At 58.4% G+C, this 24,566-nt stretch carries 23 protein-coding genes and 6 pseudogenes; 11 read left to right on the top strand and 18 right to left on the bottom strand.

Annotated elements, in window-relative coordinates; all coding sequences use genetic code 11:
• Window positions 1-73: 73 nt before the first annotated feature.
• Both IVA91_RS16145 and IVA91_RS16150 read right to left on the bottom strand, forming a co-directional pair.
• Window positions 74-256, bottom strand: coding sequence for a hypothetical protein (locus IVA91_RS16145; RefSeq protein ID WP_247279078.1), 183 nt, complete (start codon window positions 254-256; stop codon window positions 74-76).
• 134 nt (window positions 257-390) lie between these two features.
• A complete protein-coding gene (locus IVA91_RS16150) occupies window positions 391-912 on the bottom strand; it encodes a thermonuclease family protein (RefSeq protein WP_247458970.1) in 522 nt (173 codons plus the stop codon).
• 335 nt (window positions 913-1,247) lie between these two features.
• On the opposite strand from IVA91_RS16150, the gene IVA91_RS16155 reads away from it, so the two are divergent.
• Complete coding sequence (locus IVA91_RS16155; RefSeq protein WP_247279080.1) at window positions 1,248-1,514, top strand: hypothetical protein; 267 nt, start codon at window positions 1,248-1,250, stop codon at window positions 1,512-1,514.
• A 34-nt stretch (window positions 1,515-1,548) separates the two neighbouring features.
• On the opposite strand, the gene IVA91_RS16160 is transcribed toward IVA91_RS16155, so the two are convergent.
• On the bottom strand, window positions 1,549-1,731 hold the full coding sequence (locus IVA91_RS16160; protein ID WP_247279081.1) for a DUF3606 domain-containing protein: 183 nt from the start codon (window positions 1,729-1,731) through the stop codon (window positions 1,549-1,551).
• A gap of 108 nt (window positions 1,732-1,839) precedes the next feature.
• Between IVA91_RS16160 and ligD (IVA91_RS16165) the strand changes: the two are divergent.
• Window positions 1,840-2,751: pseudogene (gene ligD, locus IVA91_RS16165) on the top strand (non-homologous end-joining DNA ligase).
• 484 nt (window positions 2,752-3,235) lie between these two features.
• Here the strand turns inward: ligD (IVA91_RS16165) and IVA91_RS16170 are convergent.
• Together IVA91_RS16170 and IVA91_RS16175 are read right to left on the bottom strand one after the other, a co-directional pair.
• Window positions 3,236-3,436, bottom strand: a complete 201-nt coding sequence (locus tag IVA91_RS16170) for a hypothetical protein (protein WP_247279082.1) — start codon at window positions 3,434-3,436, stop codon at window positions 3,236-3,238.
• 86 nt (window positions 3,437-3,522) lie between these two features.
• Window positions 3,523-3,723, bottom strand: a pseudogene (locus tag IVA91_RS16175) (cell envelope biogenesis protein TolA); the annotation flags it as partial.
• A 135-nt stretch (window positions 3,724-3,858) separates the two neighbouring features.
• Here IVA91_RS16175 and ligD (IVA91_RS16180) point away from each other — a divergent pair.
• Window positions 3,859-4,805 (top strand): annotated as a pseudogene (gene ligD / locus IVA91_RS16180) (non-homologous end-joining DNA ligase).
• Window positions 4,806-4,889: 84 nt separating this feature from the next.
• On the opposite strand, the gene IVA91_RS16185 reads toward ligD (IVA91_RS16180), so the two are convergent.
• The 3 genes and pseudogenes from IVA91_RS16185 to IVA91_RS16195 form a co-directional block, all read right to left on the bottom strand.
• A complete protein-coding gene (locus IVA91_RS16185) occupies window positions 4,890-5,354 on the bottom strand; it encodes a metallophosphoesterase family protein (protein ID WP_247458971.1) in 465 nt (154 codons plus the stop codon).
• Window positions 5,351-5,854, bottom strand: coding sequence for an NUDIX domain-containing protein (locus tag IVA91_RS16190; protein WP_247458972.1), 504 nt, complete (start codon window positions 5,852-5,854; stop codon window positions 5,351-5,353). The genes IVA91_RS16185 and IVA91_RS16190 overlap by 4 nt, the downstream gene beginning before the upstream one ends.
• Window positions 5,855-5,916: 62 nt before the next feature.
• Window positions 5,917-6,442 (bottom strand): annotated as a pseudogene (locus tag IVA91_RS16195) (Ku protein).
• A 126-nt stretch (window positions 6,443-6,568) separates the two neighbouring features.
• Here IVA91_RS16195 and IVA91_RS16200 point away from each other — a divergent pair.
• The 6 genes and pseudogenes from IVA91_RS16200 to IVA91_RS16225 all read left to right on the top strand — a co-directional run bounded on the left by IVA91_RS16200 (window position 6,569) and on the right by IVA91_RS16225 (window position 10,725).
• Window positions 6,569-6,937 (top strand): hypothetical protein, encoded by a 369-nt coding sequence (locus tag IVA91_RS16200; protein ID WP_247458973.1) that lies wholly within the window; start codon window positions 6,569-6,571, stop codon window positions 6,935-6,937.
• A 44-nt stretch (window positions 6,938-6,981) separates the two neighbouring features.
• The gene (locus IVA91_RS16205) at window positions 6,982-7,431 is read left to right on the top strand and encodes a hypothetical protein (RefSeq protein ID WP_247458974.1); all 450 of its coding nucleotides are present in this window, start codon (window positions 6,982-6,984) and stop codon (window positions 7,429-7,431) included.
• Between the two features lie 84 nt (window positions 7,432-7,515).
• Window positions 7,516-8,544 carry an IS110 family transposase gene (locus IVA91_RS16210; protein ID WP_247458975.1) on the top strand — a complete coding sequence of 343 codons (1,029 nt, stop codon included), beginning with the start codon at window positions 7,516-7,518 and terminating at the stop codon, window positions 8,542-8,544.
• Window positions 8,545-8,808: 264 nt separating this feature from the next.
• Window positions 8,809-9,533, top strand: a pseudogene (locus tag IVA91_RS16215) (SOS response-associated peptidase family protein).
• A pseudogene (locus IVA91_RS16220) lies at window positions 9,530-9,703 on the top strand (DNA polymerase IV); the annotation flags it as partial. The pseudogenes IVA91_RS16215 and IVA91_RS16220, both read left to right, overlap by 4 nt.
• A 431-nt stretch (window positions 9,704-10,134) precedes the next feature.
• Window positions 10,135-10,725, top strand: a complete 591-nt coding sequence (locus IVA91_RS16225) for an NADAR family protein (protein ID WP_247458976.1) — start codon at window positions 10,135-10,137, stop codon at window positions 10,723-10,725.
• On the opposite strand, the gene IVA91_RS16230 is transcribed toward IVA91_RS16225, so the two are convergent.
• From IVA91_RS16230 to IVA91_RS16260, 7 genes are all read right to left on the bottom strand, one after another.
• On the bottom strand, window positions 10,722-11,681 hold the full coding sequence (locus IVA91_RS16230) for a PfkB family carbohydrate kinase (RefSeq protein WP_247458977.1): 960 nt from the start codon (window positions 11,679-11,681) through the stop codon (window positions 10,722-10,724). The two genes, IVA91_RS16225 and IVA91_RS16230, sit on opposite strands and share 4 nt — an antisense overlap.
• A 45-nt stretch (window positions 11,682-11,726) precedes the next feature.
• Window positions 11,727-13,427 carry an HAD hydrolase family protein gene (locus IVA91_RS16235; protein WP_247458978.1) on the bottom strand — a complete coding sequence of 567 codons (1,701 nt, stop codon included), beginning with the start codon at window positions 13,425-13,427 and terminating at the stop codon, window positions 11,727-11,729.
• A gap of 221 nt (window positions 13,428-13,648) precedes the next feature.
• Window positions 13,649-14,773: a hypothetical protein gene (locus IVA91_RS16240; RefSeq protein ID WP_247458979.1), complete on the bottom strand. Its 1,125-nt coding sequence runs from the start codon at window positions 14,771-14,773 to the stop codon at window positions 13,649-13,651.
• Entirely contained in the window at window positions 14,770-16,683 is a 1,914-nt protein-coding gene (locus tag IVA91_RS16245; protein WP_247458980.1) for a hypothetical protein, read from the bottom strand. The genes IVA91_RS16240 and IVA91_RS16245 overlap by 4 nt, the downstream gene beginning before the upstream one ends.
• An 11-nt stretch (window positions 16,684-16,694) precedes the next feature.
• Window positions 16,695-17,837 (bottom strand): hypothetical protein, encoded by a 1,143-nt coding sequence (locus tag IVA91_RS16250; protein WP_247458981.1) that lies wholly within the window; start codon window positions 17,835-17,837, stop codon window positions 16,695-16,697.
• A gap of 385 nt (window positions 17,838-18,222) precedes the next feature.
• Entirely contained in the window at window positions 18,223-19,059 is an 837-nt protein-coding gene (locus IVA91_RS16255) for an HNH endonuclease signature motif containing protein (RefSeq protein ID WP_247458982.1), read from the bottom strand.
• Window positions 19,059-20,768, bottom strand: a complete 1,710-nt coding sequence (locus tag IVA91_RS16260) for an AAA family ATPase (protein ID WP_247458983.1) — start codon at window positions 20,766-20,768, stop codon at window positions 19,059-19,061. Before IVA91_RS16260 ends, IVA91_RS16255 begins: the two co-directional genes overlap by 1 nt.
• Window positions 20,769-21,164: 396 nt before the next feature.
• Here IVA91_RS16260 and IVA91_RS16265 point away from each other — a divergent pair, with 396 nt between their 5' ends.
• Window positions 21,165-21,710, top strand: a complete 546-nt coding sequence (locus tag IVA91_RS16265; RefSeq protein WP_247458984.1) for a hypothetical protein — start codon at window positions 21,165-21,167, stop codon at window positions 21,708-21,710.
• Window positions 21,711-22,014: 304 nt separating this feature from the next.
• Window positions 22,015-22,398, top strand: coding sequence for a hypothetical protein (locus IVA91_RS16270; protein WP_247458985.1), 384 nt, complete (start codon window positions 22,015-22,017; stop codon window positions 22,396-22,398).
• Here IVA91_RS16270 and IVA91_RS16275 read toward each other — a convergent pair.
• The 3 genes from IVA91_RS16275 to IVA91_RS16285 are packed head-to-tail and all read right to left on the bottom strand — an operon-like array spanning window position 22,382 to window position 23,797.
• Window positions 22,382-23,011 carry a hypothetical protein gene (locus IVA91_RS16275; RefSeq protein WP_247458986.1) on the bottom strand — a complete coding sequence of 210 codons (630 nt, stop codon included), beginning with the start codon at window positions 23,009-23,011 and terminating at the stop codon, window positions 22,382-22,384. The two genes, IVA91_RS16270 and IVA91_RS16275, sit on opposite strands and share 17 nt — an antisense overlap.
• Window positions 23,012-23,021: 10 nt before the next feature.
• Window positions 23,022-23,231 carry a hypothetical protein gene (locus IVA91_RS16280; protein WP_247458987.1) on the bottom strand — a complete coding sequence of 70 codons (210 nt, stop codon included), beginning with the start codon at window positions 23,229-23,231 and terminating at the stop codon, window positions 23,022-23,024.
• A 56-nt stretch (window positions 23,232-23,287) separates the two neighbouring features.
• Window positions 23,288-23,797, bottom strand: a complete 510-nt coding sequence (locus IVA91_RS16285; RefSeq protein ID WP_247458988.1) for a hypothetical protein — start codon at window positions 23,795-23,797, stop codon at window positions 23,288-23,290.
• Window positions 23,798-24,566: the final 769 nt, after the last annotated feature.

The following is a 24,566-nucleotide window of genomic DNA, read 5'->3' on the forward strand; positions in this document are numbered from 1 at the left end:
CCACGAGAGCCCGATGCGGCGAAAGCCGCACGCGCGCAAGCGGAAGAACTCCGCTTAGACTCGAACCGGCGATCTAGATTTCCTCGCGAGCATGCGTCTGCGCGTCGTAGATCCTGATCTGAAGCAACGGAAAACGCTTCTTTAGTTCTTCGCCAGCCGCCTTGGCGCCGTCTCTGGTTGTAAATTCGGCTTTGAACCGGCCGTCCACTTCAATCGCGTAACCAGAGGTCGGCAATTCACGGGTTGCTGCAACCATTTCATTCCCATTATGCAGTGAGGTGATTGGGAATGATGGGTAGCGTGAGTCGCCCAAACCGCGCCAGAGCCACCTGCCCAACCTGTGATGATAGGCCAATACACGTTGTGGATCGGCATCTCTCCGGAACCGCATCAAGGATGGGCATTTGTGTCATCCGAGCAGGTGGCCGGCTTCCCACTTGCCCGGATGCATGCACGATAGAGCCACGGCTCGACGTAGCTTCCCTTCCAGAGTCCCTGGCCGGTACGCTCAGCCTCGCGCTGAGCCTCGCGATATCTGCCCTTCGAGTATTGAGGCCAATCCAACGCAAGACCGTTCCGTACAAGCCATTCAGCGAGATCCCTGCCTGCGACCGAGCAGGTCGCGACGGTCCGGCCATACGGGTCGAGGCTGACTGGAACACAATTGACGGGACGGCGGGCAATGAAGGCGTCAAGGTCGTTCGCCGCCTGCGCACCGCAACGATATTGCAAGCTGTCTTCGCCGCGGCACAGCTGACTGCTCTCCGGTGCATCGATACCCCAAAGCCGGATACGCGCTCCATGTACTTCCAACGTATCGCCGTCGATCACGCTAGCCTGTCCGACAAAATCGTCGGCCAGCGCCACACCCGACAGAATGGTGAGAATCAAAGCCACAGAGGTTCGAAGCATTCCAATGACGTTGTAGCTATATCAAATCTCGCGGATTGGATTTGGCCAGTTCTCGAGTGGTTTCTGCGTCGGCAGGTTCTCGCCTTAGATGGTAGGCTGGTCAACCGGCGAAGAGGAAAGTTGTGTCCCAATGCGCCGCTTGGGATGAGGCAAAGGCGCTGCAGCACCCTTTGCCAGACGAGGCGCGACAAGGAAGACAAGCTTACAGCCTATGCACAGGCGGCGGAACGCGTGGAAAAGCACCTGCCCCGACGATTTGGAATCCCTGCTCTGTGTTAGCAGCCGGAACGGATTGAGGGCCGCAAGGATTCGCCCCTCGCGCAGGAGCGATTTTGATGCTGATGACCAAGGAGAGGCGAACGGCGACCCGCACGGTACGCGGGCGGGCGGTGGCCGTGCTGGAGGAGGCAGGCGCGATCCGCGAGTGTGAGTACCACGGCTGGATGCAGGACCGCGCCGATCCATACGCCCGCGAGCGGGCGGTCGAAATCGCCCGCCAGGATCCGCCACCGGGCCTTTCGCCCGAGGCGGCTGCCGGCGCGCTAACCGAGGTCCTGGACTCGATCGGCGATACCTGCCCCGAATGCCCGCCCGAGGTCTAGGCAACGCGCTGGACATTTGAGGCGGGCAAAAAATTTATCGTCCGAGACGCTTCTCGACACGCTTCCGGTTGTTGCCGACCTTTTTGACAGCTTTCTTGACCGCTGACGCCGACCGTCCTGTCTTCTTGGATTCGTACCCCACTTCATACTTTTGGCCGCCGGCCACACGGGCCCGGTCCTGCTTGCGCCCGCGCCCCGTCTTCTTCGCTGCCGCCATCGGCTCCTCCTGTCGGATTGCTAGCAGACCAACGCAGCAAAGGATTCACGGGTTCCGGAACGATTCGACCTGTGTCAGTTTGAATCAGCTGTTGCGTGGAGTGCTTCAGTGGCGTTTCAGCGTCGAAAACCGGCGACCATCGGCGTGAAGGCCCCAATGCCCGGCTTCATCGAACCGTCCTTGGCCACCTCGATCGAGAGGGTGCCGTCCGGAGAACGCTGGATTCACGAAATCCAGTTCGGCGGCTACTGGGTCCAGATCCACTTGGCCAACGAGGCGGCGAAGGTCTTCACGCGCCGCGGCCATGACTGGACCCACCGCTTCAAGAAGGTCGCCCATCACGCGTGGCGGATCAGCGCGAGCTCAGCCGTCATCGACGGCGAGATCGTCGTCCCCGCCGCCGACGGCACCACGGATTTCTCGGTGCTGCAGAACGAGCTCAAGGGCAAGTCAACGAGCATTGTGCTGGTGGTCTTTGATCTGCTCTACCTGAATGGCCGCGATCTCCGAAAGCTGCCGCTGATCCAGAGGAAAGCCGAGCTCAGGAAAATCGTCGATGGTACCGACGTCCAGTTCAGCGAAAGCTTCGAGATCGAGGGACGCGAGATGTTCGCGCATGCCTGCAAACTCGGTCTGGAAGGCGTCGTCTCGAAGGTGCGAGATGCTCCCTATCCGAAGGGGCGTACAGGCGATTGGGTGAAGAAAACCTGCATCCAGCGCGAGACACTGACGATCGCTGACTCGACGAGGGAAAATGGGACGGCATCGATGTCGATCGCCGCAACGGCGACGATCTGGTCTATGCGGGCAAGCTCGACCACGGATTTGACAAGACGTCCGCCGCTGACCTCCAGAAGAAACTGATGCCGCTGATCCGGAACGCAACCGTACACGAAGCGGATCGCACATAAGGGCATCTGGGTCGAACCAAAGCTGCTCGCCGAGACCGAGTATCGCGCGAAGTCGGCCGAGGGAAAGGTCCGGCACCCGTTCCACCGGGGCCTGCGGGAGGACCTGTGATGGATGCATTCGATCGCCTGGCAGTTTGCCAACAATCCCTTGGAAAGCCAACTGCACGATACCGGCCGAGCTACATCGGGCCGTCATGGAGCTCGCTCCTGAGAAGCGACGGGACCGCGCCGCCGTGAACCAAGCCGCAGTACGCGTACTAGGGTACTCACAGATCTGGGTCGATGTCCGGTCCGCCTCGACACCGCCCGCCTTTGTTCAACCGCATCAAATGCCGCGATGGGACAACAGAGGACGCGCTACAATAACGACGAGGTCGCCAACTGAGACGGTCTTACTTCATGTCGAAATTTGCCGGGGGGCGCCTCTTTAGGCGCCAATAGCCCACCAATGCGCGCCACTCAAATACGCTGATTAAGATGCCGACCAGTGCAGTCCCAATCCCGCACATTGTCAAAATCATTTGGAGCATCGAATCACCGCGTGCCGTGTCGATGTTCCTGAGAGTACCAAAGTGAACAGTCGTTCCGAAGCCTTATTTGGGTGGCTGCAATCCGGGCGACGTCAGCCAGTCGCTTAGATGCGCGCCGGTCTCGGCGATCCTGGCTCGCTTAAGTAAACTCTCACGTTCCGTACCAGCCGGTAACTGGCTCGCCCGTTCTTTAAGCTTATTGGCCTGTTCGGCCATTCGTTCTTCAAGCGAGCGGGTCTGCTTCACTCTGCGGCGCTCTCCCATGGGGCGCTCCCTAGTGTTGAATACGATTTCCAAACCGCGAAAGGTAAGTTCGGTTCCGGTCGGGTCGTTGAAGATCTGTCGGATCAGGCCGGGCGCCTGAGAACGACGCCGGGCTTTGCCATGGTCGCGGCGACGACGTCCCGATCGTGGCTCTCCCTTGCCGCGCCCTGATGGAAGAGATTGCTATCTGCGCCCCACGCTTCCAGAGCCGCTTTCATGCAGGGAGCGGCGATCGCCTGACCGACGAAGCCCAGCGAGGTCTGATAGGTCTTCAGTTTTCTGGCCATCGGTCCGATCCGCCCTCCGCGATCGATCGTGCTCACGCCACGACGCCTGCGGAACACGACGCGGCCTCGAAGCGTTCCCTAATCCTTGAAGGACGTCCATGCATTTCGCAACGCGCTCCGAAGGATTGACCTCGAATGAGCCGGACGTCGCCCTTGCCCAAGCGCCTCCAGCCGATGCTCGCCACGCTCACCGACGCGCCGTTCAATGACCCCGGCTGGGTTTTCGAGGACAAGTATGACGGCTTCCGGATGATCGCAGAAATCCGGCGGGGCAAGGTTGCACTCTACAGCCGCAACGGCAAGATCATCAGCCGCAGCTATATCGAGGTCGCTAAAGCGCTGGAGGGCGTGAAGGGCGACGCCGTGATCGACGGTGAGCTCGTCGCGATCGGAAAGGACGGCGTCTCACATTTCCAGCTGCTTCAAAACTCGCTGCGCCATGAAGCGAAGCTCCTGTATTGCGCCTTCGACCTCATGTTCGAGAACGCAGTGGACTTGCGCAGGCAGCCTCTCCTCGAGCGCAAGAAGCGGCTGAAGGCGATTCTGCCGCGCGACAGGCTGATCGCCTTCAGCACTCACCGCAAAGGAGACGGCACGAATTCTTCGTCGATGCCGAGCGGAAGGGTTTGGAAGGCCTCATGGCGAAGCGCGCCGACAGCGCGTATACATCAGGAAGCCGAACGGCGGATTGGTTGAAGATCAAGACGGCAAAGCGTCAGGAAGTGGTGATCGCCGGCTTCACGGCACCCAGGCGCACCAGGCCATTCTTCGGCGCCCTGGTCCTCGCCGTGCGGGAAGACGACGCATGGCTCTATATCGGACATGTCGGCACCGGCTTCAGCCACAAAATCCTGGAAGACCTGCATGGCAAGCTCGTGAAGCTGACGGCCCCTAAATCGCCGTTCCCTGCCAAAGTGAAGGACGAGGCCGCCACGACCTGGGTCAGGCCCTCGCTCGTTGCCGAGGTCAAGTTCGCGGAGTGGACGAGCAAGGGCGAACTGCGCCAGCCCGTCTACCTCGGGCTCCGGTCCGACAAGCGGGCGAAGGAAGTCGTGCGCGAGCGAGAACGTCCGCGCAAATAACGCTTCCCTTCGAATGTGACCGGCAAACGGAACGAATTAACGCATTCGCCTCCTCCGCTGTGAATTCCCAGCGCGGTGGTGCGCTCAGTCGCCTCCAAGGTCATGGATTTCCGGTCGCATGCCCTGAGAAGTGACATCGAGCGTCGCAAGCGTGATCGGCAGCTTGAAGCGCCGCGGTCCCGCGCTTCCGGGATTCAGGTAGAGAACGCCACCGACCGTATCGATCTTCGGCACGTGGGAATGCCCGGAGACGATGACGTCGATGCCCGCGCCAAGATCGGCCTGCAGCGTCTTCAGGTCGTGCAGAACGTAGATCGACTTTCCCGCCAGGCGCACGAGGTTCGTGTCGGGGTATTCGCGGGCCCACTCGCCATTGTCCACGTTTCCGCGGATGGCGGTGACGGGCGCAATCCGGCGGAGCGCGTCGACGATCTCGGGACGCCCGATGTCGCCGGCATGAATGATGTGATCGACGCCCGCCAAGCCTCGTTCCGCCTCGGGCCTTAACAGGCCGTGCGTGTCCGAAATGATTCCAATCCTGAACGTCATGTCTCAGCTCTCTCAACGGCGATCGCCAAAAGACGATCGAGAAGCTGTACCTGAGCGGTCAGCATCTTGGTCCGTGCGAACTCGATATTGAACCATTCCGCGCGGTCGACTTCGGGAAAGCTCTGCCGCCGACCGCTTCGGGGCGGCCATTCAATATCGAAGGTATTGCTGGAAAGCGTCGCCGGGTCAAAATGGCCCTTGCCGGCGAATGCGATAACGCGCTTCCCTCCTCGCTGTCGGACCTCCCCCAACGGCTGGAGTGGACCAATCGAAGCACTCGGACCGAGTTCTTCGGCAAACTCGCGCCGCGCAACCTGTTCCGGAGGATCCGCGGCGTCGATCTCGCCCTTCGGAATGGACCAGGCGCCATCATCCTTCTTACGCCAGAACGGACCGCCGGGATGAACGAGCAGAACCTCGAGCCCGCGAGCGCCCTTGCGGTAGGCGAGAATGCCCGCGCTCAACTTCGATCTCTTGGAAGTCGTTTTCAGCACAGCCATATCGCTCCCCGCCGCGGACACGAAGTAGCGGCCGTCTGGCGTCACTGCATGTTAACGAGACGCTAGGCCGACTTGCGCTGCGGCTTGGCTGCCGGTTTCTTCGCCGCGGCCTCTTTCGCCGGCTTCTTGCCTGCGATCGGCATCAGCATTTCCTTCTGCCCGGCCGCCGCCTTGCGCGGCTTTTTGGTTGGCTTCTTCGGTGCCTCTGACGCGGCCGCCCAGTCTCTTCCAATGCTCTTGCGCAGCGCGTCCATCAGGTCGACGACGTTCTCGCCTCGAGGTCGCGCTTTCGCGGTGATCGGTTTGCCGGCGCGCTTCTGGTTGATGAGATCGATGAGGGCGGTTTCGTACTGGTCTTCGAACGATGAATGTGTCGGTGTCCGCCTTGTAGCCCTTGACGATGTCCTCGTTGTCGACCTCCTCACCGGTATCAGCGTCCACCTTGGCGTATTTGATGCGGTGGCCGGTCTTCCGATTAAGCTGGTTGAACGAGACCTTTTCGGATTCCGACGTGGCCGGATAGAGCGCTACCGGACAGGTGACGAGGGAAAGACGCAGGAAGCCTTTCCAGTTAGCGCGGGGGGCCATCGCGGGGGAACTCCATTACTGATGCCGGATTCAAGACGAACGGCCCGGCTTGGTTCCGACACCACGCCCCCTTCCAACAGGATGATTTTTTCACGATGAGGCCCCGAGCGACCCGCGAGCTGGCGCATGCCGACGCCAAAACAGATGGAAAAGCTGGCCGCAGAAGCGGCCCGGAGGCGACGCCCCTCCTCTGCGCCTCTGGCTGCGCCGCTTCTGGCGGAATATTGGGAATCGGTCCTGAAAGACCCTCGCGTCGCCGCCCCCGGAGCCGAGAAGCGACAGCGACGTCTTTCCGAGATTCAACGCCATGTCCTTCGCATCTCATGCCGCCGCTGCGAGCGGATCGTAGAAATCCAGGCCGCCGATGCAGTCCGATTGTATGGCGGCAACGCGGTCTGGAAGGACGTGGCGCAGCGGTTGCTCGACAACACCTGCCAGCAGCGCACCGGCAGGCATGAAGAAGACGGGTGCTGGCCGGCGTTTGAGACGTCCTAGCCCGTTCGGAACGCGATCCGATCGCTTGCGCCTGGATAGTCCGGATGGCCCCGAAGTATCACCCTACGCCCTTGTCGGGCGGTGATCGCAAGGCTCTGGCAAAGGAGCTCGGCAAGGCACGCGCGATGGCCAACATGCTTGCTGCCCAATCGCCCGAGATGCGGGCCGAGGGCGAGGCCATGATCCAGCAAGCTGACAAGCTGCTTTGCGAAAGCTGGAACGAGCGGATGTGGAGTGACGGCGAACCGATCGATCCGTCGCCGACCATCGATCAGGCCGTGAACGGAGGCTTTCCCTGGCTTGAAATCAGGTGCGCGCGCTCCAAGACGCCGAGCGACGTCGACCTTGCGGCGATGAAGCACCCGCCAACCACCTTCGTGCACGATCTCGCCAGCCGGCTGCGCTGCCGCAAATGCGCCAAGGCGGGCCGGCGTCCATCCGCGACTCTGCTACAACTGGCTTGGCAGCCTCGCCACCCTCGAACCGAAGCTTGATTGATGTGCTGGTGTGGACGGCCTCTCATCCCCGCGGTTTGATGGCGCGCTCTTGGCGTCAAAGATAGATGAGAGGAAAGTCCAATGAATATTCCCGTTCGTATCGGCATGGATACTTCCAAGTCGGTGTTCCAGCTTCACGGTGTTGATGAGAATGAGGTGGTGGTGGTCCGCCGCCAGTTCCGGCGAGCCGAGATGATCCGCTACTTCGAGCGGCTTCCACCGGTTCTCGTCGCCATCGAGTCCTGCGGCAGCTCGCATCATTGGGCGCGCCTGCTGCAGTCGTTCGGTCACGAGGTGAAGCTGATCCCACCTCAGTACGTGAAGGCTTACGTGAAGCGCGGCAAGAACGACGCGGCCGATGCCGAAGCGCTGTGCGAGGCGGTCACCCGGCCGAGTATGCGGTTTGTACCGGTCAAATCGAAGGAACGGCAAGCGGCCTGCATGTTAATGACTGTGCGGGAACGCCTGGTTAGCGTGAAGTCGCAGCTTTCCAATGCTTTCAGGAGCTATGCGGCTGAGTTTGGCATCGTCGGCCCCGCCGGTCGGCAGAATGTCGCGCAACTTATCAAGCGGGTGCTCGAGGATGATAGCTTGCCGGAAATGGCAAAGGATCTCTTCCGACTCCAAGCAGAGGAATATGCCGCGGTCGAAGCCCGCCTGGCAAAGATCGAAGCCAAGCTGATGAGGTGGCACCGCGACGATGATGTCAGCAGGCGGATCGCGACGATTCCCGGCGTCGGTCCGATTGGGTCGTCCATGCTAAGCATGAAGGCGCCGCCGCCGGAGACGTTCAGGTCAGGCCGCGACTTTGCCGCTTGGCTCGGACTGACACCCAAGGATCATTCGACGGGCGGCCGGCAAAGATATGGCGGAATCACAAAGGCCGGAGACTCAATGCTCCGATCGACGTTGATTGTCGGCGCGACCGCGCTGCTAAGGCACATTCGAAAGGGCCGTCATAAGCCGACACCCTGGCTTGCATCGCTACTGGAGCGAAAGCCGCCGAAATTGGTGGCGGTGGCCTTGGCCAACAAGTTCGCCCGTATCGCTTGGCGATTGATGATATCGGGCGGAGTATACAACCGACCGGTAGCCGCCATGCCCGTCTGATCTGAAATCGGCACCGCGAGCGAGGTCGCTCGGCGGATAGCCCACGAACTTGCAGGACGCAGTAGATGGAAGGACCGATCGGTCGATACGCCCGAGCTTCCGTAGATTACACTGGCATCATCAAGGTCGCCTATGTGCTTGGAGCGTGCGTAGCGAACACCATCTTGGCCAGCGGACTTTGTCCGCGCAAACAGGCCGGACATCTGATAGCAAGCGATCAGGTCAAAAGTCTGCTACCATCCTGACAAGTGGGGGGCCGTCCACATCTGCAATCTCTATTCGATCACGACCAACCAGGCCGCGATCAGCGCGCTGTTCCGCGTCGTGAACCGATACGTGGGCAATCTGGCACCCATGCCCGGCGTGTTTCCGGACTACAAGGCACCGATCGTGCGCAACGGGGCCGAAGGTCGCGAGCTCGCTACGGCGCGATGGGGGATGCCATCGTCATCAAAGGCGCTTATGGACGCCACGAAGAAACGAGCGGAAAAGCTGCAGGCCAAGGGCAAGGCAGTGGATTTCAAGGAACTGCTGCGGATGGAGCCGGACGGCGGCACGACCAACATCCGCAATGTGAAGAGCAAACACTGGGCCCGCTGGCTCGGCCTCGAAAATCGCTGTGTGGTGCCGTTCAACTCCTTCAGTGAGTTCAACAAGGCCGAAGGCGGCGACATCTGGTTCGCCCTCGACGATACGCGCCCCCTCGCTTGCTTCGCCGGCATCTGGACTAACTGGACGTCCGTGCGGAAGGTCAAGGAAGGCGCGACCACGAATGACCTCTACGCATTCCTCACGACGGAGCCGAACGCCGAGATCGGCGCCATCCACCCGAAGGCGATGCCGGTGACCTGACGACGCCCGAAGAAGTCGCTACCTGGATGACCGCCCCTCCAGACGAGGCCCTGAAGCTGCAGCGGCCCCTGCCGGACGGAACGCTCCGGATCGTCGCCCGCGGCGTCAAGGAAGACACGGCCTGGCTAGCGACGTGACCATCGAGGACGATGACGACGAGGCGGCTTCCCCGAGCCGCCAGCGTAAGATCATACACGTCGACATGGACGCCTTCTGTGCGTCCGTCGAACAACGTGACAATCCGGATCTCCGCGGCAAGCCGGTGGCCGTCGGCGGATCCCGCGAACGGGGCGTCGTGGCTGCCGCGAGCACTTCTCAAGAATAACGGCCGGTCAATTGGGAGGCGCCAGTCGCTCGAGCGCAAGATCGACGAGTCGTTCCTCAAACCCATAAGGTTACCGCGTCGCCGGAGGGCTCAATTCGTCCCAGGCATCACCAATCTTCGTGAATGCTCCCGTCGATTAGTATGCTGTCATTATGCACTTAAAACGCATTACATTTGCATTTATTAATACTTCATTATCAATTTCTATGGCTAGCATATGTAATGCCAAAAGGGCCGAAGCTTAAAACGGCGACGATGTCGCTTCGACTTGAGCCGCAGACGAAAGCCGCAGCGAAGTTGGCTGCGCGTGCGGAACGCCGAAGCGTCGCCAACTTCATTGAAGTTCTGATCATGCGGCACTGCCAGGAGCACAGCATTGAGATCCGTGCCTCAAGGTCATCAAGGAGAGAGATATGAGGAAGAAGGCTCCAAGGTCCGAGACTGTGAAGAAGGCGACCAACCAAAGCAAAGGTGAGATCAGCTTCTACCGAGCAAACGAGAAGCCTTACGGCGTGTTCAGCAACCTCTTCCGTTGTGAGGTTGAATTCGAAGGCCGCGTCTACGCCACGGCGGAGCACGCTTACCAGGCGGGCAAGGCGGCGAAGCCTGCAGTCCGGGAGTGGATTCTACAGGCTCCGACGCCAGCATTGGCGGCGATGGCCGCACACGGGCTTTACACTTGGGACATTGTGCCCAATTGGGCCAGCATCAAGATTGACCGAATGCGCGCCGTTCTGCGGGCAAAGTTCTCACAACATGAAAACCTTCGACAGCTCTTGCTTGGTACGGGGTCGCGCCGTCTGGTCGAAGCGGGCACAACCAATAATGCGGTCAATCGGTTTTGGGGGGAAGTCAACGGCAAGGGCGAGAACACGCTGGGCAAGCTGCTCATGGAATTGCGCGAAGAGCTTCGCAAGGAGAAGAAAAAGCCGATAAACGGACACGTTGCTCCGAAGGGAACGCGTCAGAAGGGAAATTCCGGGTCCGAGCTCGCGATAGCTTAGCGCTTGTAGCCGGCATAGGGTTCGACGCCGGCGATATCGAGGCAGCGCTCGGACCGCGACATCAGCGCATTGCGAATGGTCGCGCCACCGAAGGCGTGAAATGCGCCGCGGGCCCCCACGAATGCGCAGTTCAGGGCCGCAAGCCACTGTCCCACAACTAGTCCCGAATAGACGTCATCGATGCGGATCGTCCGGCGGGTGGCTCCAGCATTCATTAGCGCGTGAATCAGGCCAGTCGTCACCATATCTCCGGCGCCACAGGTATCGACCAGTCTTGGCGCGGCGAGCGAGGGGAGCGTCACGGTGTGAGCCCCGGCTTCCAACGTCAGGCCTTCACTGCCGTGGGTCGAAATGAAATATGGAGGCGCTTCGAATGACTGCTTGTCCATTTCGGCGCGCGTGTCTTCCGAGGCCTTTAATATGTCGATGAACGGGAGTGCCTTGCGGAAAAGCGACCAGTCCTTGAGGGAATTGGGTTCGAACAGGACGAGCGCACCGGCCCCGAACGCTTCTTCCATAGCCAGCAACGTGGTATCAGACAAACGATCGACATAAAAAATCGACGCCGCTCTGATCGCCCCCTTCGCCCGATCGGCATTGGACTCTGCAATCGGTCTGTATGACGGAAGCTGCCGATGCGTTTCCGGACACGTCGAGCTAAATACGTGCCGCGCGAGTTGAATATCGAGATATTCAACGATAACCGGTGATTCCTCGTTGGGCTCGCGAAAAACGAACTGTGTCACACAGCCTGCGCGCTGGATCTCATCGAGAAGAAAAGCGCCGGTGTCATCAGAGCCTAGGTTCAAGATGGGGGCAACGCGATGCCCGAGCATCGCCAGCGATACCAGGACGTTTGCACAGGAGCCCCCGAGGGCTTCAATGGGACGGTTACGTGTCGGCGTGTAAATGCGATCCAGCGTCGCAAAGCCCATGCCCGCAATCATCTTGGGCATTTTCCCCTCCGCAGCGATAGAGAGCGACTCCATGGTAAGTCCAATCTAGCCGAAAGAGAACAAATAGGGAACATTCATTTTTGCTGCTCCCTTACCCACAACTTGCAACGCCTTTAGGAGCGTTTCGAGCCCGGCCGGCCCTTGGATGCTGTCTGGAGCCAGGTTCCAGCAGGTGTGCGGCCGGTCACAGACCTTACCAACGCTCACACCATATGGCCCCTCCAAAAGTTCGTGATCGTTACCAAGCCGTTCACCTCTGTCGCCGATGCACAACACGGCGGTGTCCGGAACCGCTAGGGTGTTCCGCACTTTGACGACAACGTCGCGCTTGCTTGCCGTTACCGGGAAGATGTCGACGGCGTGCCCGGACTGCAGGATTTGAAGGGGAAGGTCTGCAAGAGCTTCCTCCAACCAGAGGAGCCCCCTGTCTTCGTCGCAAAGCATATTGCGGGGAATCGCCAACTGTAACGGCGCCTCTTTCGGTACCCAACCGCCACGAAACAAGCCAGCTAAACTCAGAAGGCGGCGGCGCGCCTCAGCGATTGCGGGGTCGGCTGGTGGCCGCTGTGCAGCAACGTCATTTGCGAGCGGCACGATCCAGGCCCCGTTGTAGTATCCGATTAAGATTTGCTCGTGATATGTTGCAGGGAGTACCTTGCGGAGCATCTCTCCAATAGAGCCGCCGCGGCCTGTCGCGAATGCAACGCGCAAGCCCGCGTCCACGAGTCGACATAATTCGGCAAGTATCTCAGGATTTGGCGGCTCAAAGCGCTGTTCAGTGGAGACAACCGTCCCATCGTAGTCGACGACAACTCCGCCGAACGTTTCGCTTTCAATGCGCGAAATGAATTCGGCTCGGCTTGCGGAGAGCTCGCTTGTCGTAGGTTGGGTATCGGCCCTTATGCCTGCTTGGCGCTTTCGCCGTACGGAGACCTCGTCTGCAGTGACGATGTCATGCAGCACGTTGCTGTCAAATAATCGGCGACCAAATTCGGCAACGCCGGGTTTACCCGGGTCGATGCCCTTGGCGAGACCCAGCGCCTCGACAAATGACAAACCGAACGCAAGGGCTTCAAAGCGCGCGGCCCGGCCGGCTCGACCAAAATCAACCGCATAGCGTCTGATGAACGGCGGCAGGACGCGTTCGACGGCTTGCCAAGCCGGAATGGTCCTATCGGACGTCAACGCAAGCACGAATGTCCCATGAGGATGCTTGTCGAGCCAAACATGACGGCCGTGCGCAAAATTGCGGAAATCCGTGCGCTGCACGCTGCAGAGACCAGCTTCCCATGCACTCGTCTCAATCAGCGTTGCGGCCGCAGCCATCTGAGGATCATGAAGCAAGATGATCGTCTCGCAATGCAAGGCAACGCCAAGCCGATCCGCAAGCCTCGCCCGTGCGTCCGCCCCCAGATGCTGCTCGATGCAACTGCGCAACTGCGCATGCCGCATCTCCGGATCGGCCCTCCCAGCCAAGCGATCGCTCGCGAGAACCAGCGACAATGTCGAGGAGACTACCGAGTGCGTGGCCAGAAACCCGTCTTTTTCGTCTGCGACCGGCGATACGAAACATGTCCCCCCGTGTTCCTGGACAAGGCGGGCAAGCGTGCCGCCCCTTGCGTTGGTGAGCACATACAGGTCTTCGGGAGAACCTCGGAGACCATGTTCAAAGGCTGCTTGGATGTCCTGGTTCTCCCCACTGGCGCTAAAGAACCAGTTCGCGGCCGCCGGGTCGCTGCGTTCCAAGGCGAAAGCCATAGGCGTCACAGATGAAGACATTGCGAAACCAAGTTGAGCCCGGCACTGTGCAAGAAACTCCGCTACGACGACCGACCCACCTGACCCGACGCAGTAGACTGGTCGTTTGGCGCACTGCGCAATCATGTGCGAGAGCGTCATATGACTTGTCTGAAAGCAAAGAGACAGCGTCTCGTGGATTCGGTCGAGCTTACTCGCAAAAACCCCTGTCATGGCGAATGTCCTGGAGGCACCGGTGCATTCGCGACCGCGTAGGCATCACCAGAAAGCCATACATGGATTGGCATGGTCGCCACGCTTTGAGCGCTGTCTACACGATCCCATTTCACTTCGTAGGACACCGCTTCGACATATCGCACAGCCAAGTCGTGCTCCACCGCTGCCATGAACGCTCCGATAGCAAGCGTTTTACTGCCAGACGGCGTTAGGACAACGTGAGAGTTGGTCACGTTTGCAAAAACACGTGTGTAGCGTGTGTAAATCGCACTGATGATGAGGTAGAGGTCAAGTGGATCATCTTCAATTGCATAAATGACATTATCGGAATCGACTTCCCAAGCTTGAGAGAGTTCGCTCTCGAACTCGGCAACCAACTTGTCGCTGGCGCGCGGGTCTCGTTGGGAAAGGGGAAGGATTGGGCAGACCACAACCGGACCACGCAGCTTTTCCCGTAAGATTTGCAGTGCTCCCGCTTTGCCCATGGCGAGTGCCGGCATCCAGATCTTGGGCTCTTGAGAGCTCCCTTCAAGATCCAACCGTCCGCTAAAACCGTGGACTGGGTCGACGAAGTCACTGGGTACACTGTTGATCGCGTCGTCTACGCCCGCGTTCGAGACCACCACGAGATGGAAGTTCTTTTTTGGACTCGATTGGTTGGCACGCTCCAACAGCAAGCGCGCGACTGGAAATGATATTCCAACGGAGAGAGCGCTTAAATCCAGCACAATATCAGTGAATGAATCCAGAGAAACGCCGATGAGCGCTTCCGTGGCGCGTCGACCGCCTATGACTGCACCGTCCTCTTCGGCAAGAACGTCAATGTCAATAACCTCGACGGTACCAACAGCCTTTCCCAAAGCTTCAATATTTTTCTCGGCTCGCGATACCAGCTCCGCCGACGGCTCCGGCCGTCGCTCACGCAGAAAAATTGCCTGCAATCGATCGCCGAGATGCGTTGTCAATATGGACGCAAATGTGACGCAGCGGGGATCAAATCCGGCCCCTCCCACAAACAGACATCGCCTCTGCGGCTCGGCGAAATATGTGTTGGCGAAGGCAATCGCTTCATCGCCGTAATTCGCAATGCAATGCTCCCATCGCGGTCGACCGGTCATGACTCGATCTCCGCGTAGCGCAGGAGATCAGATAGCTGACGTTCCAAGAATCCGCCGCGTCGCAACGTCAAGGCGTTTCGAAGGACAACGGGGCCGCCCAACTCGACCAAACACCATTGCTTTCCGCCCTGTCCGTAATTTGGTTGTACGGTAATGGCATTGTAAGCGGAGGCATAGTGGAGAACCTGGACGAGCCCCTCCCTTTCCCGGAGGAGCTGCTGGAATTCGTCTTGCGGAATTCCGATTGCGTTTGCACCTCCTCCAAGCGGGGCATTCGGCCGCAGACTTTCCCGCAAACAGTCTTCGGCAATCGCCGCCACCATACTGCGCACGCGCGCTGCGAAGGGGAAGTTCCACCCATCCATGATTTTCGTCGATCGCTCGACCAGGATCCTGTCCTGTTGACGAGCGGACAGTTGTGGCTGATCGCCGTTGATGACGCGCGCCTCCATCCGATCCACCAAAGCCGCAGACAGATGCAGAAATAGCTCCGCGTTATCAGAGCTGGCATCGCTGATCGTCGCCAAGCCGAAATGAAGCGCTCTTTTCTCCGCGTGACGTAAATGTACGCGCGCGCCCTCGGCCACGCCGGCATCGGCGGCCACTTCCTGGCGGGGTGTCGGATCGTTCTCCTGTCCTTCGAACAAAGACTGCTGCGGCACCCGGTTGATATACCGATGAATCAGGATTTTGAGCATTGCCGCCTGGACATCTCTGCCGACGTCCTGGGTCTGGGCGCCGCTAGCGTAGCGGTCAACCTCTTTGCGCAGCGCTTCCACTCGCTGCGCCGACACGTGGAGGCGCGATCGCGTTCTCTCAATGTCAGCCTGCAGGCGTGCATAGGCTTGATCGGAAAGTTTCTCTGGTTCAGTGGACAGCAACGCTGCGAAACTCCGATATTGCCGGCGTTCAAATGTGGGATGCCGCCGCAGATATCGATCCGCCATGCTCCGGGCCATCGAGCGAAAGGCCGTGCGAGCTTTCCCCCGGTCGGTTGGCCGCTGCAGGAAAACATCGACGTAGTCCCGTCCCGGCTTCAGTTCGGGTGCCAGGTTGTCGTCGGCCTCACCGAGTGCAGTCCCCGGCGACAAGAGGTCGAACCGCATCATGATCCAGCGGCCGATTCTGATCTCGCGGCGGGAAAGATCGCGGAATATTGGAGCAAACTGCCGCGGTGACAGATTGTGCGCGTCGTCGAGTATAACGAGCGGCTTGAAGACAGACCTTTCCCCGGCAGGCCCCGTCACTTCAATGGCTTCGATGACGTCGAATGGTCGAAACGGACGCGCGGCGGCCTCTGAAATCTCTTCGGCCTTTGGTGGGACCAAGCGGGCGCCAACATCATAAACGGCGCGTTCCACCTCTCGTGCTCGCTCGAGCAGCGTTTCTGTTTTCCCACCACCGATCTCTTCAAGGGCGGCCGCGGCATCGCTGCGGGGAATAAATCGTATCTCGCTGCGTGCGTGTCGACGCTCCAGATTACGAACCAAACCCAATACGGCGCGCGCCTGAATGAGGGCGAGAACAAGCTTTGTCCGAAGCATCTCGTCGTAGGGTAGCTCCCAGAAATCGCGATACTCCCCTTCCAATGGCAGCCGAACAGCCGCGATCTTTTGCTGCCCTTTCTGAATGAACTGACAGGCCTCGAGTGCCTGGATGATATCCGAATACCCATCCTTTTCCGGATCCGCGAGGACTGCTTCAACCATGCGTGCTTCAAGAAGCGTTGCAAGCGTAGTTTTGCCGCTACCGGGCGTCCCTACAATGCGGATCAGCTTCTCGAAAAGTTGTCCGCGCTTGGCTGCGTCGCCCAGATACGTTCGGAGCGGCTCCGGACTTACGAGCGAGAGAAACGCAGCTTCGTCTTCTCGAAGATATTCTGTTGCGCGCTTCTCGAAAGGATTTGCCATGTCATGCTTCTTCAGGAATGTCTGTGACGGCGGGGAAATAGGGCGCGCATCGGATGCGCACCGCCTTTTCCCTCAGTTTCCGCCCAAAGCAAAGTGAGCGAATTGTTTGGGCAATTGTGCTCAAGAACAACAGGAAGGGCGCAGTCAGCGTAGCCGCGCTTCAAATCTTTCTGGTCCGCACTGAGATGAACCTTGAGCTGTTCGTAGATGTCAGGGTCATAATATTTCTCCGTGAGCTTCCAGATTTCAGGGTCGCGCTGTTTATCGACTGTGACGGTCGGTGGCAGCAGCAATCCCTCGGTCACCGTCACTTCTGGAAACCAACCGGTCACGTCCGCTTTCACGGCATCCAGACGCGCCTGGATCGCATTTCGAGCCTGGGTCGTTGAGATATAGTGATGAACACGCATGGCGGCATCGGAAGCGAGCGGAAAATGCTTGTTGTTCTCGAGAAACTGTTTGCGCGTTTCTGCGACGGCAGTGAAGAACTTATAGATCTTGCCGGTCCATTTTCCGTTGTCCTTCTTCCTGACGAACGTTGTTCCCGATGCCGTAAAATCATCGATAAGAACGACATTGCGGAACAGCGCCTCGCCTGTGCCGCCAAGTTTGGCGAGATCAGTGGCGAGATTTGAGCTGAGATCCTCCCATTTTTCGTGATCGATGTGAGTCGCCAGTACAATCTGGTCGTTGACCAGCGTCCCGGCGTTGGCTCGCCGCAATAGGTCGATGCGTGCACCATCACTGAGTCCGATGTATAGCGTTTGCCGTCGACGGCGCTTTAATTCGGCGCTCGCATTGAGATCGGCGAACGCAAGGTACGCCGGGACATTGCATGCCTCGGCGACCGCCCTTCTGAGCATTGGCTCGACGAAGCGAGGCTGGAGCTCGACGACAAGCCGTTTGACCTCGCTAGCGGAGAAATAGACCAAACGATGCTTGACGAAGTGGTAAGCAGTCTGTCGATCGCCCTGCTCGAACTGGGCAAGCCATCCCGCCAGGCTCTCTGCAAATCGGACGCCTGCGACGTAGTCGCCATATCCATCGTATTTTAGGCCAGCAATAAGACGAACCCATGCATACTCCTGGGTCGCGACGTCCTCATCCCATTGCATGATACGCCTGAGAAGGCGCAGCGCGAGTTGCTCATCCATCTTTCTGATCACTGAGAACGGGACGCCTAACGACGCAGAAGACGCCAGCGAACCGAATCGGACAATGGTCCATCTTAGCGGAACTTGTTACTCGGGGTCCGCTCGACCGAGCATTGCGGTCGACTTTTACCCGTCATCAGCAGAGCCCGATGATGCAAAGGCAGAGGAGGAATGGCCGAGGCATAATGTCGGGACAGCAGGAAAATATCCCAAAGCATCTTGAGCGCAGGATGGTGCCGCCACATATAACGACTTGATTTTGTTACACTTTATTCGCCATCAACCCGATGGCGCGAAAATTCTCAATGTTAGGTTGCGCGCAAGATTATCCGGGCATGGCAGCTGACTGTCCTGACACGTCGCGAACCGGCAACGATCACACCTTTCATAAAAGAAGCGGAGTGGCCTTCAAACCCCGTGCGGCACGGGCCAGATACGTTTGCGCATCACCGTTCTCCGCAAGCCCTCTAAAGAACGACGCATTCCAACTGTTCTCTCCTGATGTCAAAATGCTTATTCTCAGTGACCGGGCGATCTCTTTGCGCGCTCGAGCGGGCGATACCGGAGCAGTCCCACCAATCTCATCCCTGAGATACTGTGGGTAAGTCGCCCAAAGGTTCTCGGCGTTACGATGGAACTGCTGTCCGAGAACATGGCGCAGATGAAATTTCATGAGCTCGCGATTATTAGCACTCAAGCTTTGTATAGGTGCCGCTTCAAATCGTGCGGCTTCATAGGGCGGAATGATGCGCGTCAACCACAAAGGTTGACCGGCCAGCGAATCGAAGTACGGATGGAGGAATCTTTCATTCCGAGACGTGCCTCGAAACGTTCTGCCTTTCTTACCTGAGTTACAGTGAGAGCAGGCAGGCACTAGATTTGCTGCCATCACCGAGAACTCTGGAAAGTCTTCTTTAGGGAGATAGTGATCCACAGTTCCGGTCACTGAGGACCCGCACATTGGACAGCTCTTCAACTGCATCTGGCGGATCTTTACGATCCGTTGCGAGCTTGACTGCGACTCATAAAGAGCCGTTTGCTGATCGCTTACGTCAGGGACGAAGGCCGTTCGGGAAATGTGCCATGGGTTGCCTTTTTGGCTGCGATACCCCGAATAGGCTGCTTGCCACAAAGCGTAGTGGGGTGACCACGGCTGCTTACCGCAGAGTTTCTGCAAATACGCGTCGTCGCTTGCCGCCGCGGGCATTTCTATCCGTATCATTACGAACGATTTCGAATGAGGCGCGCGACGTAGGAGAGCGTCTCGCTATTCATCTGGTTGCCGAACTGCTCAATAATCGCCTCGATCGAGATACCGGGGCCGAGCGATTCGAACCAGGCTTGCAGGGTCTCCTGATATTGGTGCGATATGCTTGTGTCCGCGAAGACGAATTGGGAGATGCTGTCAATACTTGCTCCAAATGTTTGAAGCCGCGGCTTATCGACAGCAATCTTGCGATCTTCCAGAGAGAAAATTCGCACTCTTTGGCTCGGCACCTCGCGCACGACGTAGGCGGAATGGGTTACGATAATCCCGACGGACTGAGTCGCGGTCACAACCGTATTCAAAATCGCCATGAACTCCGATACGAAATTCGGATGGAGATGGGTTTCCGGTTCGTCGAACAGAAACAAACATCCTCGCTCGGCTGAGCCGGCTGCCTGCGCCGCAAACCGTAACATTGCCAGTTCGCCGCTGCTTAACTCACGCACCCCCGGTCCGATTCCAAAGAGCACGGGCTGCTGTTGAGGGTCAATCGCTTGCGCCAGTAGTATGCGGCGCTTTTCATTTAAGTTCTTCGCATCCGCGAGTCGAAAATAAAGGCGATCGCCGCGTTGATGCGTAAAGAGGTCGTAGGGTCCATTTGAGGATTTGAGTGGGAGATAAACGGACGGCGCAAATCCCAGCGAATCTAGCGCCTGGTCAAGCAAGGCCATTCGTCCGGTCCGGGCGAACATAGAGCCGTCACTAGGGGTAAAGGCGATCTTGCCATCGTCCCGCAAGCAGTCGGTGATAGCTGACGTGAGCGCGTTCTCCTCTCCCGGTGGACTCAGGATCATCGAGAAGTATTGATAGTCCACCCCTAACCACGGTGGGATTGATCGTGGATACACATCCGATGCCACCGAGGAAAAGACGAAAATGCGATTGAAGGAAGCTGGCGGACTAATGCCGACGGGTGGGCTCTGGGGATCAACGTCATGACCAGCCCGCATCGCGGCAATGAAGCCTAGCAGCAATTGGGTTTTGCCTGTCCCGTTTCGTCCTATCAGGACCGTTATTCGATTGCGGGAAAGCGCATCGGGATCAAAATCAAAATCCACAATGTAGGGATTTTCCGCCGAGGGCAGATGCGCTGTCACAATGAAACTTGCCGCAGCGTCCTCGACATCGATTACAGGCTGCGGCCGCAAATACTTTATTCCGCGCCGATAGGCTACATATGTGGATTCGGCGCGCAAGGCACCGTAGGAAAACGTTTCCGATTCCAGAAGCGCGACTCTTGCCAAGTCCACCCTTTCGAAACGCAGGACGGCAGCGTCACCTAATGTGCGCAGTGCTGTAACCGCCCGCTCGAAACCGAGAAGACGAACGATCTCGCGGTAAAGATCTAGACTATCCAGCACGGAGCAATAAGGAAGATTCGCTTCGGCAAGAGGAGCCCAGGCACGCTGGCCAAGCAGTTCGGTGATCGCATCTTCGGTTCGCCTTTTCCCCTCGAACATGAGGCGGATGTCGATCGACGTCCCATCTTTGGCGGAGGTCATCACGAGAAGCGTTGCGCCAAAATGATAACTGAAGTCGTTCCAATCGGTATGAACCGGCAGGAGGGCTAGCGCCGGCCTTTCTTGAATAGCCGCGATTGCGGCTGCGGCGTTTCGCGCCACGATGATCGGGATTGGAGCGTATGCAGGAAACAGCTCGGCCATGATCTGTAAGGTCAATCGCGATGTTGCAAGTGAGTCGATTGGTAGGAGAAAGTAGGTTTGTATTCAATAGTTTGTGCGAACCCCGATCAACGTTGCTCTGCGGCAACAAAGCTCCGACGAAGCTCGCACATTTTTCGATGCAGAAATCAAAACGCCGCACGCACGATTCGGGCCAAAATCCTGAGATTTTGGACGAAGGCGTACCTTTTCTAAGGGATCCGCGTGGCCTCTGTTCCGCTCACACCTCGGAAGCAGATTTAGCGGCGGCCCGCCTACGGTGATCGTGTTAGTGTTGGCGCGGTAGTCGTCCCGCCACTTGGCGACAAACTTGTAGCTAGATTCCACGAGAGCAGTATAGCATCCGCCCGGTTGTCAACGGCAGCAACGGGAAAGCTATTGGACATTAGGCCACTCATCGCGGCTTCATTCTCGCCTAAAGAAGCTGAGGCATATGCCGCGTATTCGCTGAGTGATGCTGATCGTGCTGCGCTCACCGCGACCGGCGCCGATCTGCTGAAGCATTTCCCGCCGATCCCTGCCGCATGCCTGCCCATGAGCTCCCTTCATTCCGTTGTGCTGGAGAAGCACGTGAAGCAGAAAGCCTATGTTGTGGTCGGATCGCTATATGCCGATCGTGTCCGCGTTTTCGGAGAGGATGGCGAGCTGGACGGCAAGCGCTTCAGCCAATCAGACCCATCGTGGGACGGACACGGTTGGATAGTGCTTGGCGATCAGCTGGCCGATGCCTCCCTCTTCCGCACGGCGCGGTCAGGCAAGGGACACCCGGCACTCGCCGCGTTGGTCAAGCGGGAAGTCTCGCCGCAGGCCGCGATGATGATCTGCAAGGCGTCCGACACTGAGAAACGCGGCTCCGGTATGAGGCGCGCTACGTCCTCACACAGAATCAGGTCGATGGCCTGGCGCGGCGTGCCGGAAGGCTGATGGGCGCTCTTTGAGCTATGCGCGCATCGCGCTGCCGACGGGAACAGTATGCAACTGTCCATTCGGTTGGTGAAATGAGCCAAACGTCTTTCCAGTTGATGCCCGTGAACGTGCAGCCGGTCGTGAGCGCGATCCGCTGCATAATGCGCTCCACATCACCCTTCGTCTCTCGACGGCGACCGAGGATTGACTGGAGTCGGACAATCGGTTGCTAGTCGCGGACCGACGGAATGGTCTGCTGATAGTTTGCGGCCGTATGGAAACAGTATAGCATCCGGGTCGATGTCAACGCGGAGTGTGGGGAATGGATTTCATTTATTTCAGAAGCGACGATGCCGTTGCAGCGCAACGAGCGGCGGATTTTCTGCCCGAGGGCAGGCAATACCAAATAGACAAGAAGTGGGGCGTGCGGATCGATAATCCGCATACGACGGGGATGCAGAAGCACAGCCACATCCAATTGAAAGGGCACGAGATCGCCGTTGTTAATCAAGACGGTACGCCCAGCCACGGTTCCGACCTATCAAAGGTCCCAAGCTGGGTGCTGGACAAGGCTAAAGGGGAAATTGCCGAAAGCTTCGTGGTCGTCGAGCGAGTGCCTGCAGCGGTCATTGCCGAGGCTCTACGGCATGAACTGACGGTACAGCAGGCAGTTGAGAACTTGTCCAAGACTAGCGGGAAGCAGTAGAGACCTTCTTCTTCGAGCCTTTCGACTTCTCGATGTGGAACTGCACGTATTCCTTTTTGGCGTCATGCCAGCGCAGGTACCGGAAGTTCTTGTGTGCGGTTACGTAGATGGCGCGCAACGCTTCCCGCGCAACATCCCTGTCAACACCTTCCTGTGAGAACGCGTTGTACAGGATCGTCCAGGCTACGGCGTATTCGTTGTAACACCGGTCATCAGTCGCGCCGGAGATGATGTCCGGCTTGAACCTCACCTTCTCAAACTCGTCGGCGATCTCATCGACCGCACCCCAGCATGAAGACATGACAAGCGCTTTCGGACTGTATCGGTTGTCTGTGAACATCTGGACGAAGTCGGGCCAGTCGATCGATGTGTCGTCGGTGAGGCTGATCCCCTCTTCACGCCCATGACAGGAAACGTGCAGCACATTGCAATGCAGCTTGGCGGCGCGAGCGACCGCTTTCTTAAAATGCGCCTCGTCGACCGCGTAGACGAGCCGGGCGTTGATACTGAGCAGCTTGGTCAGGTTATAGGTGAGCGGGCCATCCAACTCTTCGGAATAGAAATCCTGCGGCCCGCTCGATTCGACAATGAGTACCTTCGCTTTCTCAATCAATGTTCATTCCCTATCCGGCCAGCGCAACCGCCGGCTCTCGTACGTAGTTTTCTATATGCACAGCCCCCTGTCTCCGCTCGATCTCCGAGCAATTGCGGCACTCTGCGTTCACTTGCTGGTGCCGCTGGCCAGAGCCGTAGATGGCCTCGGTAAGCTGACGATCGGTAATGCCGGCAGGGCGGCGGACGATGTAAACAATCACTTCGCGTAATTTCGTCATCTAAGCCTCCGTTATGGGGGCTTCCTGGGTATCGGCACAAAAATCGAAAAGATAGTTCACTTCGCGGATCTATTTTCTGTTTGTAGCTTGGCTCCAGCCACCTTTAGCTCACCCAGCCTGGCGATGAGCATACCGATCACCACGCTCAATGCGTTCTGCGCATCCTCAGTCTCAAGTTCGTGCTTCCAGTCCGGCATCCAGTAAACGATGCGGCCCAGCAGCTGCTTCGTATCGGTCGGCTCAATGCGGTGAGCGAGCTTGTTTCGGAGCGTATTCCACGCCTCCACCACATCCCACATTGACTTAGACTCGCCGTGCGAGTCGTCCGTAACATCGCCAAAGACCGCCCGGGCTACACAGAGGAGATTGAAAAAGGTGAGATGGCCTTTGCGGAGCTGGGCTGGGTCCTGCAGCGCAGCGTCGAGCTTTGCCCGGATCAGCTCTTCCAGCACCAAGTGCCCCTTGAGCACGAGCAGTGTTCCGTCCTCCGCGCGAGTCTCGATTTTGTGCAGTGCAGTTCTAATCTGCACGTAGGCGGCCGCGTGGACCGGTATGTCGTCAACCATAGGGCCCTTCCTTGCGCTGTTCCTACTGAGCTTCCGGCGCGCGACCGTCGCCTCAATGCGCTCCCGGCCTTTCTTATGAGGCGTCGTAATGCGTGCCAGCGCGTGCAAGCACGGTCAAGCGATAGGCGGGCCGCCGACATACCGCGGTTGACCTTCTTCGAATCCTCGATGCCAATCGTCTTCCCGTCCTTGGAGCGGATAATCTTGTTGAGATGCTGCCCATTCGCCGGGCGGTAGAACAGCCGAGCTGTCTCGACTTGAAGGAAAGCAGCGGCTTCGGTACGTTCGGATGGGGCGTGGTCAATCGCCAGCTGCGGCTGCCCAGCTGAAGTCATAATGAGCGCTCAACAACTTCATTGCGACGACTGCGACGAGAACGCAAATGATTTCCAACAACGTTCTGGTCGAGAACACTCTGTTGAACAGCGTCATGATGCCGCCTGCTAGCGCTGGTGACCGAGCCGGATTCCAAGCTTGAGCGCCTTTTGGCGGAGTGAGCCTTCGGAGCGCTTTGTGAGCTTCGCAATTTCTGCAACCGGAGTCTTCGCTTTCGAATGAGCGCGCAGCTCCTTCACGTCAGCCTTTGTGTATTCGCGACGCACAGGTTTCTTCTTTGTAAGCCGTCTTCTTTGCCTTCTTCGCCACTATTAGCTCCTCGATTCGAGAGTTGGCGTACTAGCACAGCCGCATTGAGGCGCAACTCGCCATCAGTTGGCTCTATATGCTGGTCCGATGTGTGTGCCTCTCTCAGCAGTACGGCCGACACACC

Source organism: Bradyrhizobium sp. 153, assembly GCF_023073835.1.
Lineage (GTDB): Bacteria > Pseudomonadota > Alphaproteobacteria > Rhizobiales > Xanthobacteraceae > Bradyrhizobium.

Excerpts from the sequence above, each read along its gene's own strand:
- IVA91_RS16145 (WP_247279078.1), bottom strand. The coding sequence starts at position 256 with ATGGTTGCAGCAACCCGTGAATTGCCGACCTCTGGTTACGCGATTGAA.
- IVA91_RS16150 (WP_247458970.1), bottom strand. The coding sequence starts at position 912 with ATGCTTCGAACCTCTGTGGCTTTGATTCTCACCATTCTGTCGGGTGTG.
- IVA91_RS16155 (WP_247279080.1), top strand. The coding sequence starts at position 1,248 with ATGCTGATGACCAAGGAGAGGCGAACGGCGACCCGCACGGTACGCGGG.
- IVA91_RS16160 (WP_247279081.1), bottom strand. The coding sequence starts at position 1,731 with ATGGCGGCAGCGAAGAAGACGGGGCGCGGGCGCAAGCAGGACCGGGCC.
- IVA91_RS16170 (WP_247279082.1), bottom strand. The coding sequence starts at position 3,436 with ATGGGAGAGCGCCGCAGAGTGAAGCAGACCCGCTCGCTTGAAGAACGA.
- IVA91_RS16185 (WP_247458971.1), bottom strand. The coding sequence starts at position 5,354 with ATGACGTTCAGGATTGGAATCATTTCGGACACGCACGGCCTGTTAAGG.
- IVA91_RS16190 (WP_247458972.1), bottom strand. The coding sequence starts at position 5,854 with ATGGCTGTGCTGAAAACGACTTCCAAGAGATCGAAGTTGAGCGCGGGC.
- IVA91_RS16200 (WP_247458973.1), top strand. The coding sequence starts at position 6,569 with ATGCCGACGCCAAAACAGATGGAAAAGCTGGCCGCAGAAGCGGCCCGG.
- IVA91_RS16205 (WP_247458974.1), top strand. The coding sequence starts at position 6,982 with ATGGCCCCGAAGTATCACCCTACGCCCTTGTCGGGCGGTGATCGCAAG.
- IVA91_RS16210 (WP_247458975.1), top strand. The coding sequence starts at position 7,516 with ATGAATATTCCCGTTCGTATCGGCATGGATACTTCCAAGTCGGTGTTC.
- IVA91_RS16225 (WP_247458976.1), top strand. The coding sequence starts at position 10,135 with ATGAGGAAGAAGGCTCCAAGGTCCGAGACTGTGAAGAAGGCGACCAAC.
- IVA91_RS16230 (WP_247458977.1), bottom strand. The coding sequence starts at position 11,681 with ATGCCCAAGATGATTGCGGGCATGGGCTTTGCGACGCTGGATCGCATT.
- IVA91_RS16240 (WP_247458979.1), bottom strand. The coding sequence starts at position 14,773 with ATGACCGGTCGACCGCGATGGGAGCATTGCATTGCGAATTACGGCGAT.
- IVA91_RS16245 (WP_247458980.1), bottom strand. The coding sequence starts at position 16,683 with ATGGCAAATCCTTTCGAGAAGCGCGCAACAGAATATCTTCGAGAAGAC.
- IVA91_RS16250 (WP_247458981.1), bottom strand. The coding sequence starts at position 17,837 with ATGGATGAGCAACTCGCGCTGCGCCTTCTCAGGCGTATCATGCAATGG.
- IVA91_RS16255 (WP_247458982.1), bottom strand. The coding sequence starts at position 19,059 with ATGATACGGATAGAAATGCCCGCGGCGGCAAGCGACGACGCGTATTTG.
- IVA91_RS16260 (WP_247458983.1), bottom strand. The coding sequence starts at position 20,768 with ATGGCCGAGCTGTTTCCTGCATACGCTCCAATCCCGATCATCGTGGCG.
- IVA91_RS16270 (WP_247458985.1), top strand. The coding sequence starts at position 22,015 with ATGGATTTCATTTATTTCAGAAGCGACGATGCCGTTGCAGCGCAACGA.
- IVA91_RS16280 (WP_247458987.1), bottom strand. The coding sequence starts at position 23,231 with ATGACGAAATTACGCGAAGTGATTGTTTACATCGTCCGCCGCCCTGCC.
- IVA91_RS16285 (WP_247458988.1), bottom strand. The coding sequence starts at position 23,797 with ATGGTTGACGACATACCGGTCCACGCGGCCGCCTACGTGCAGATTAGA.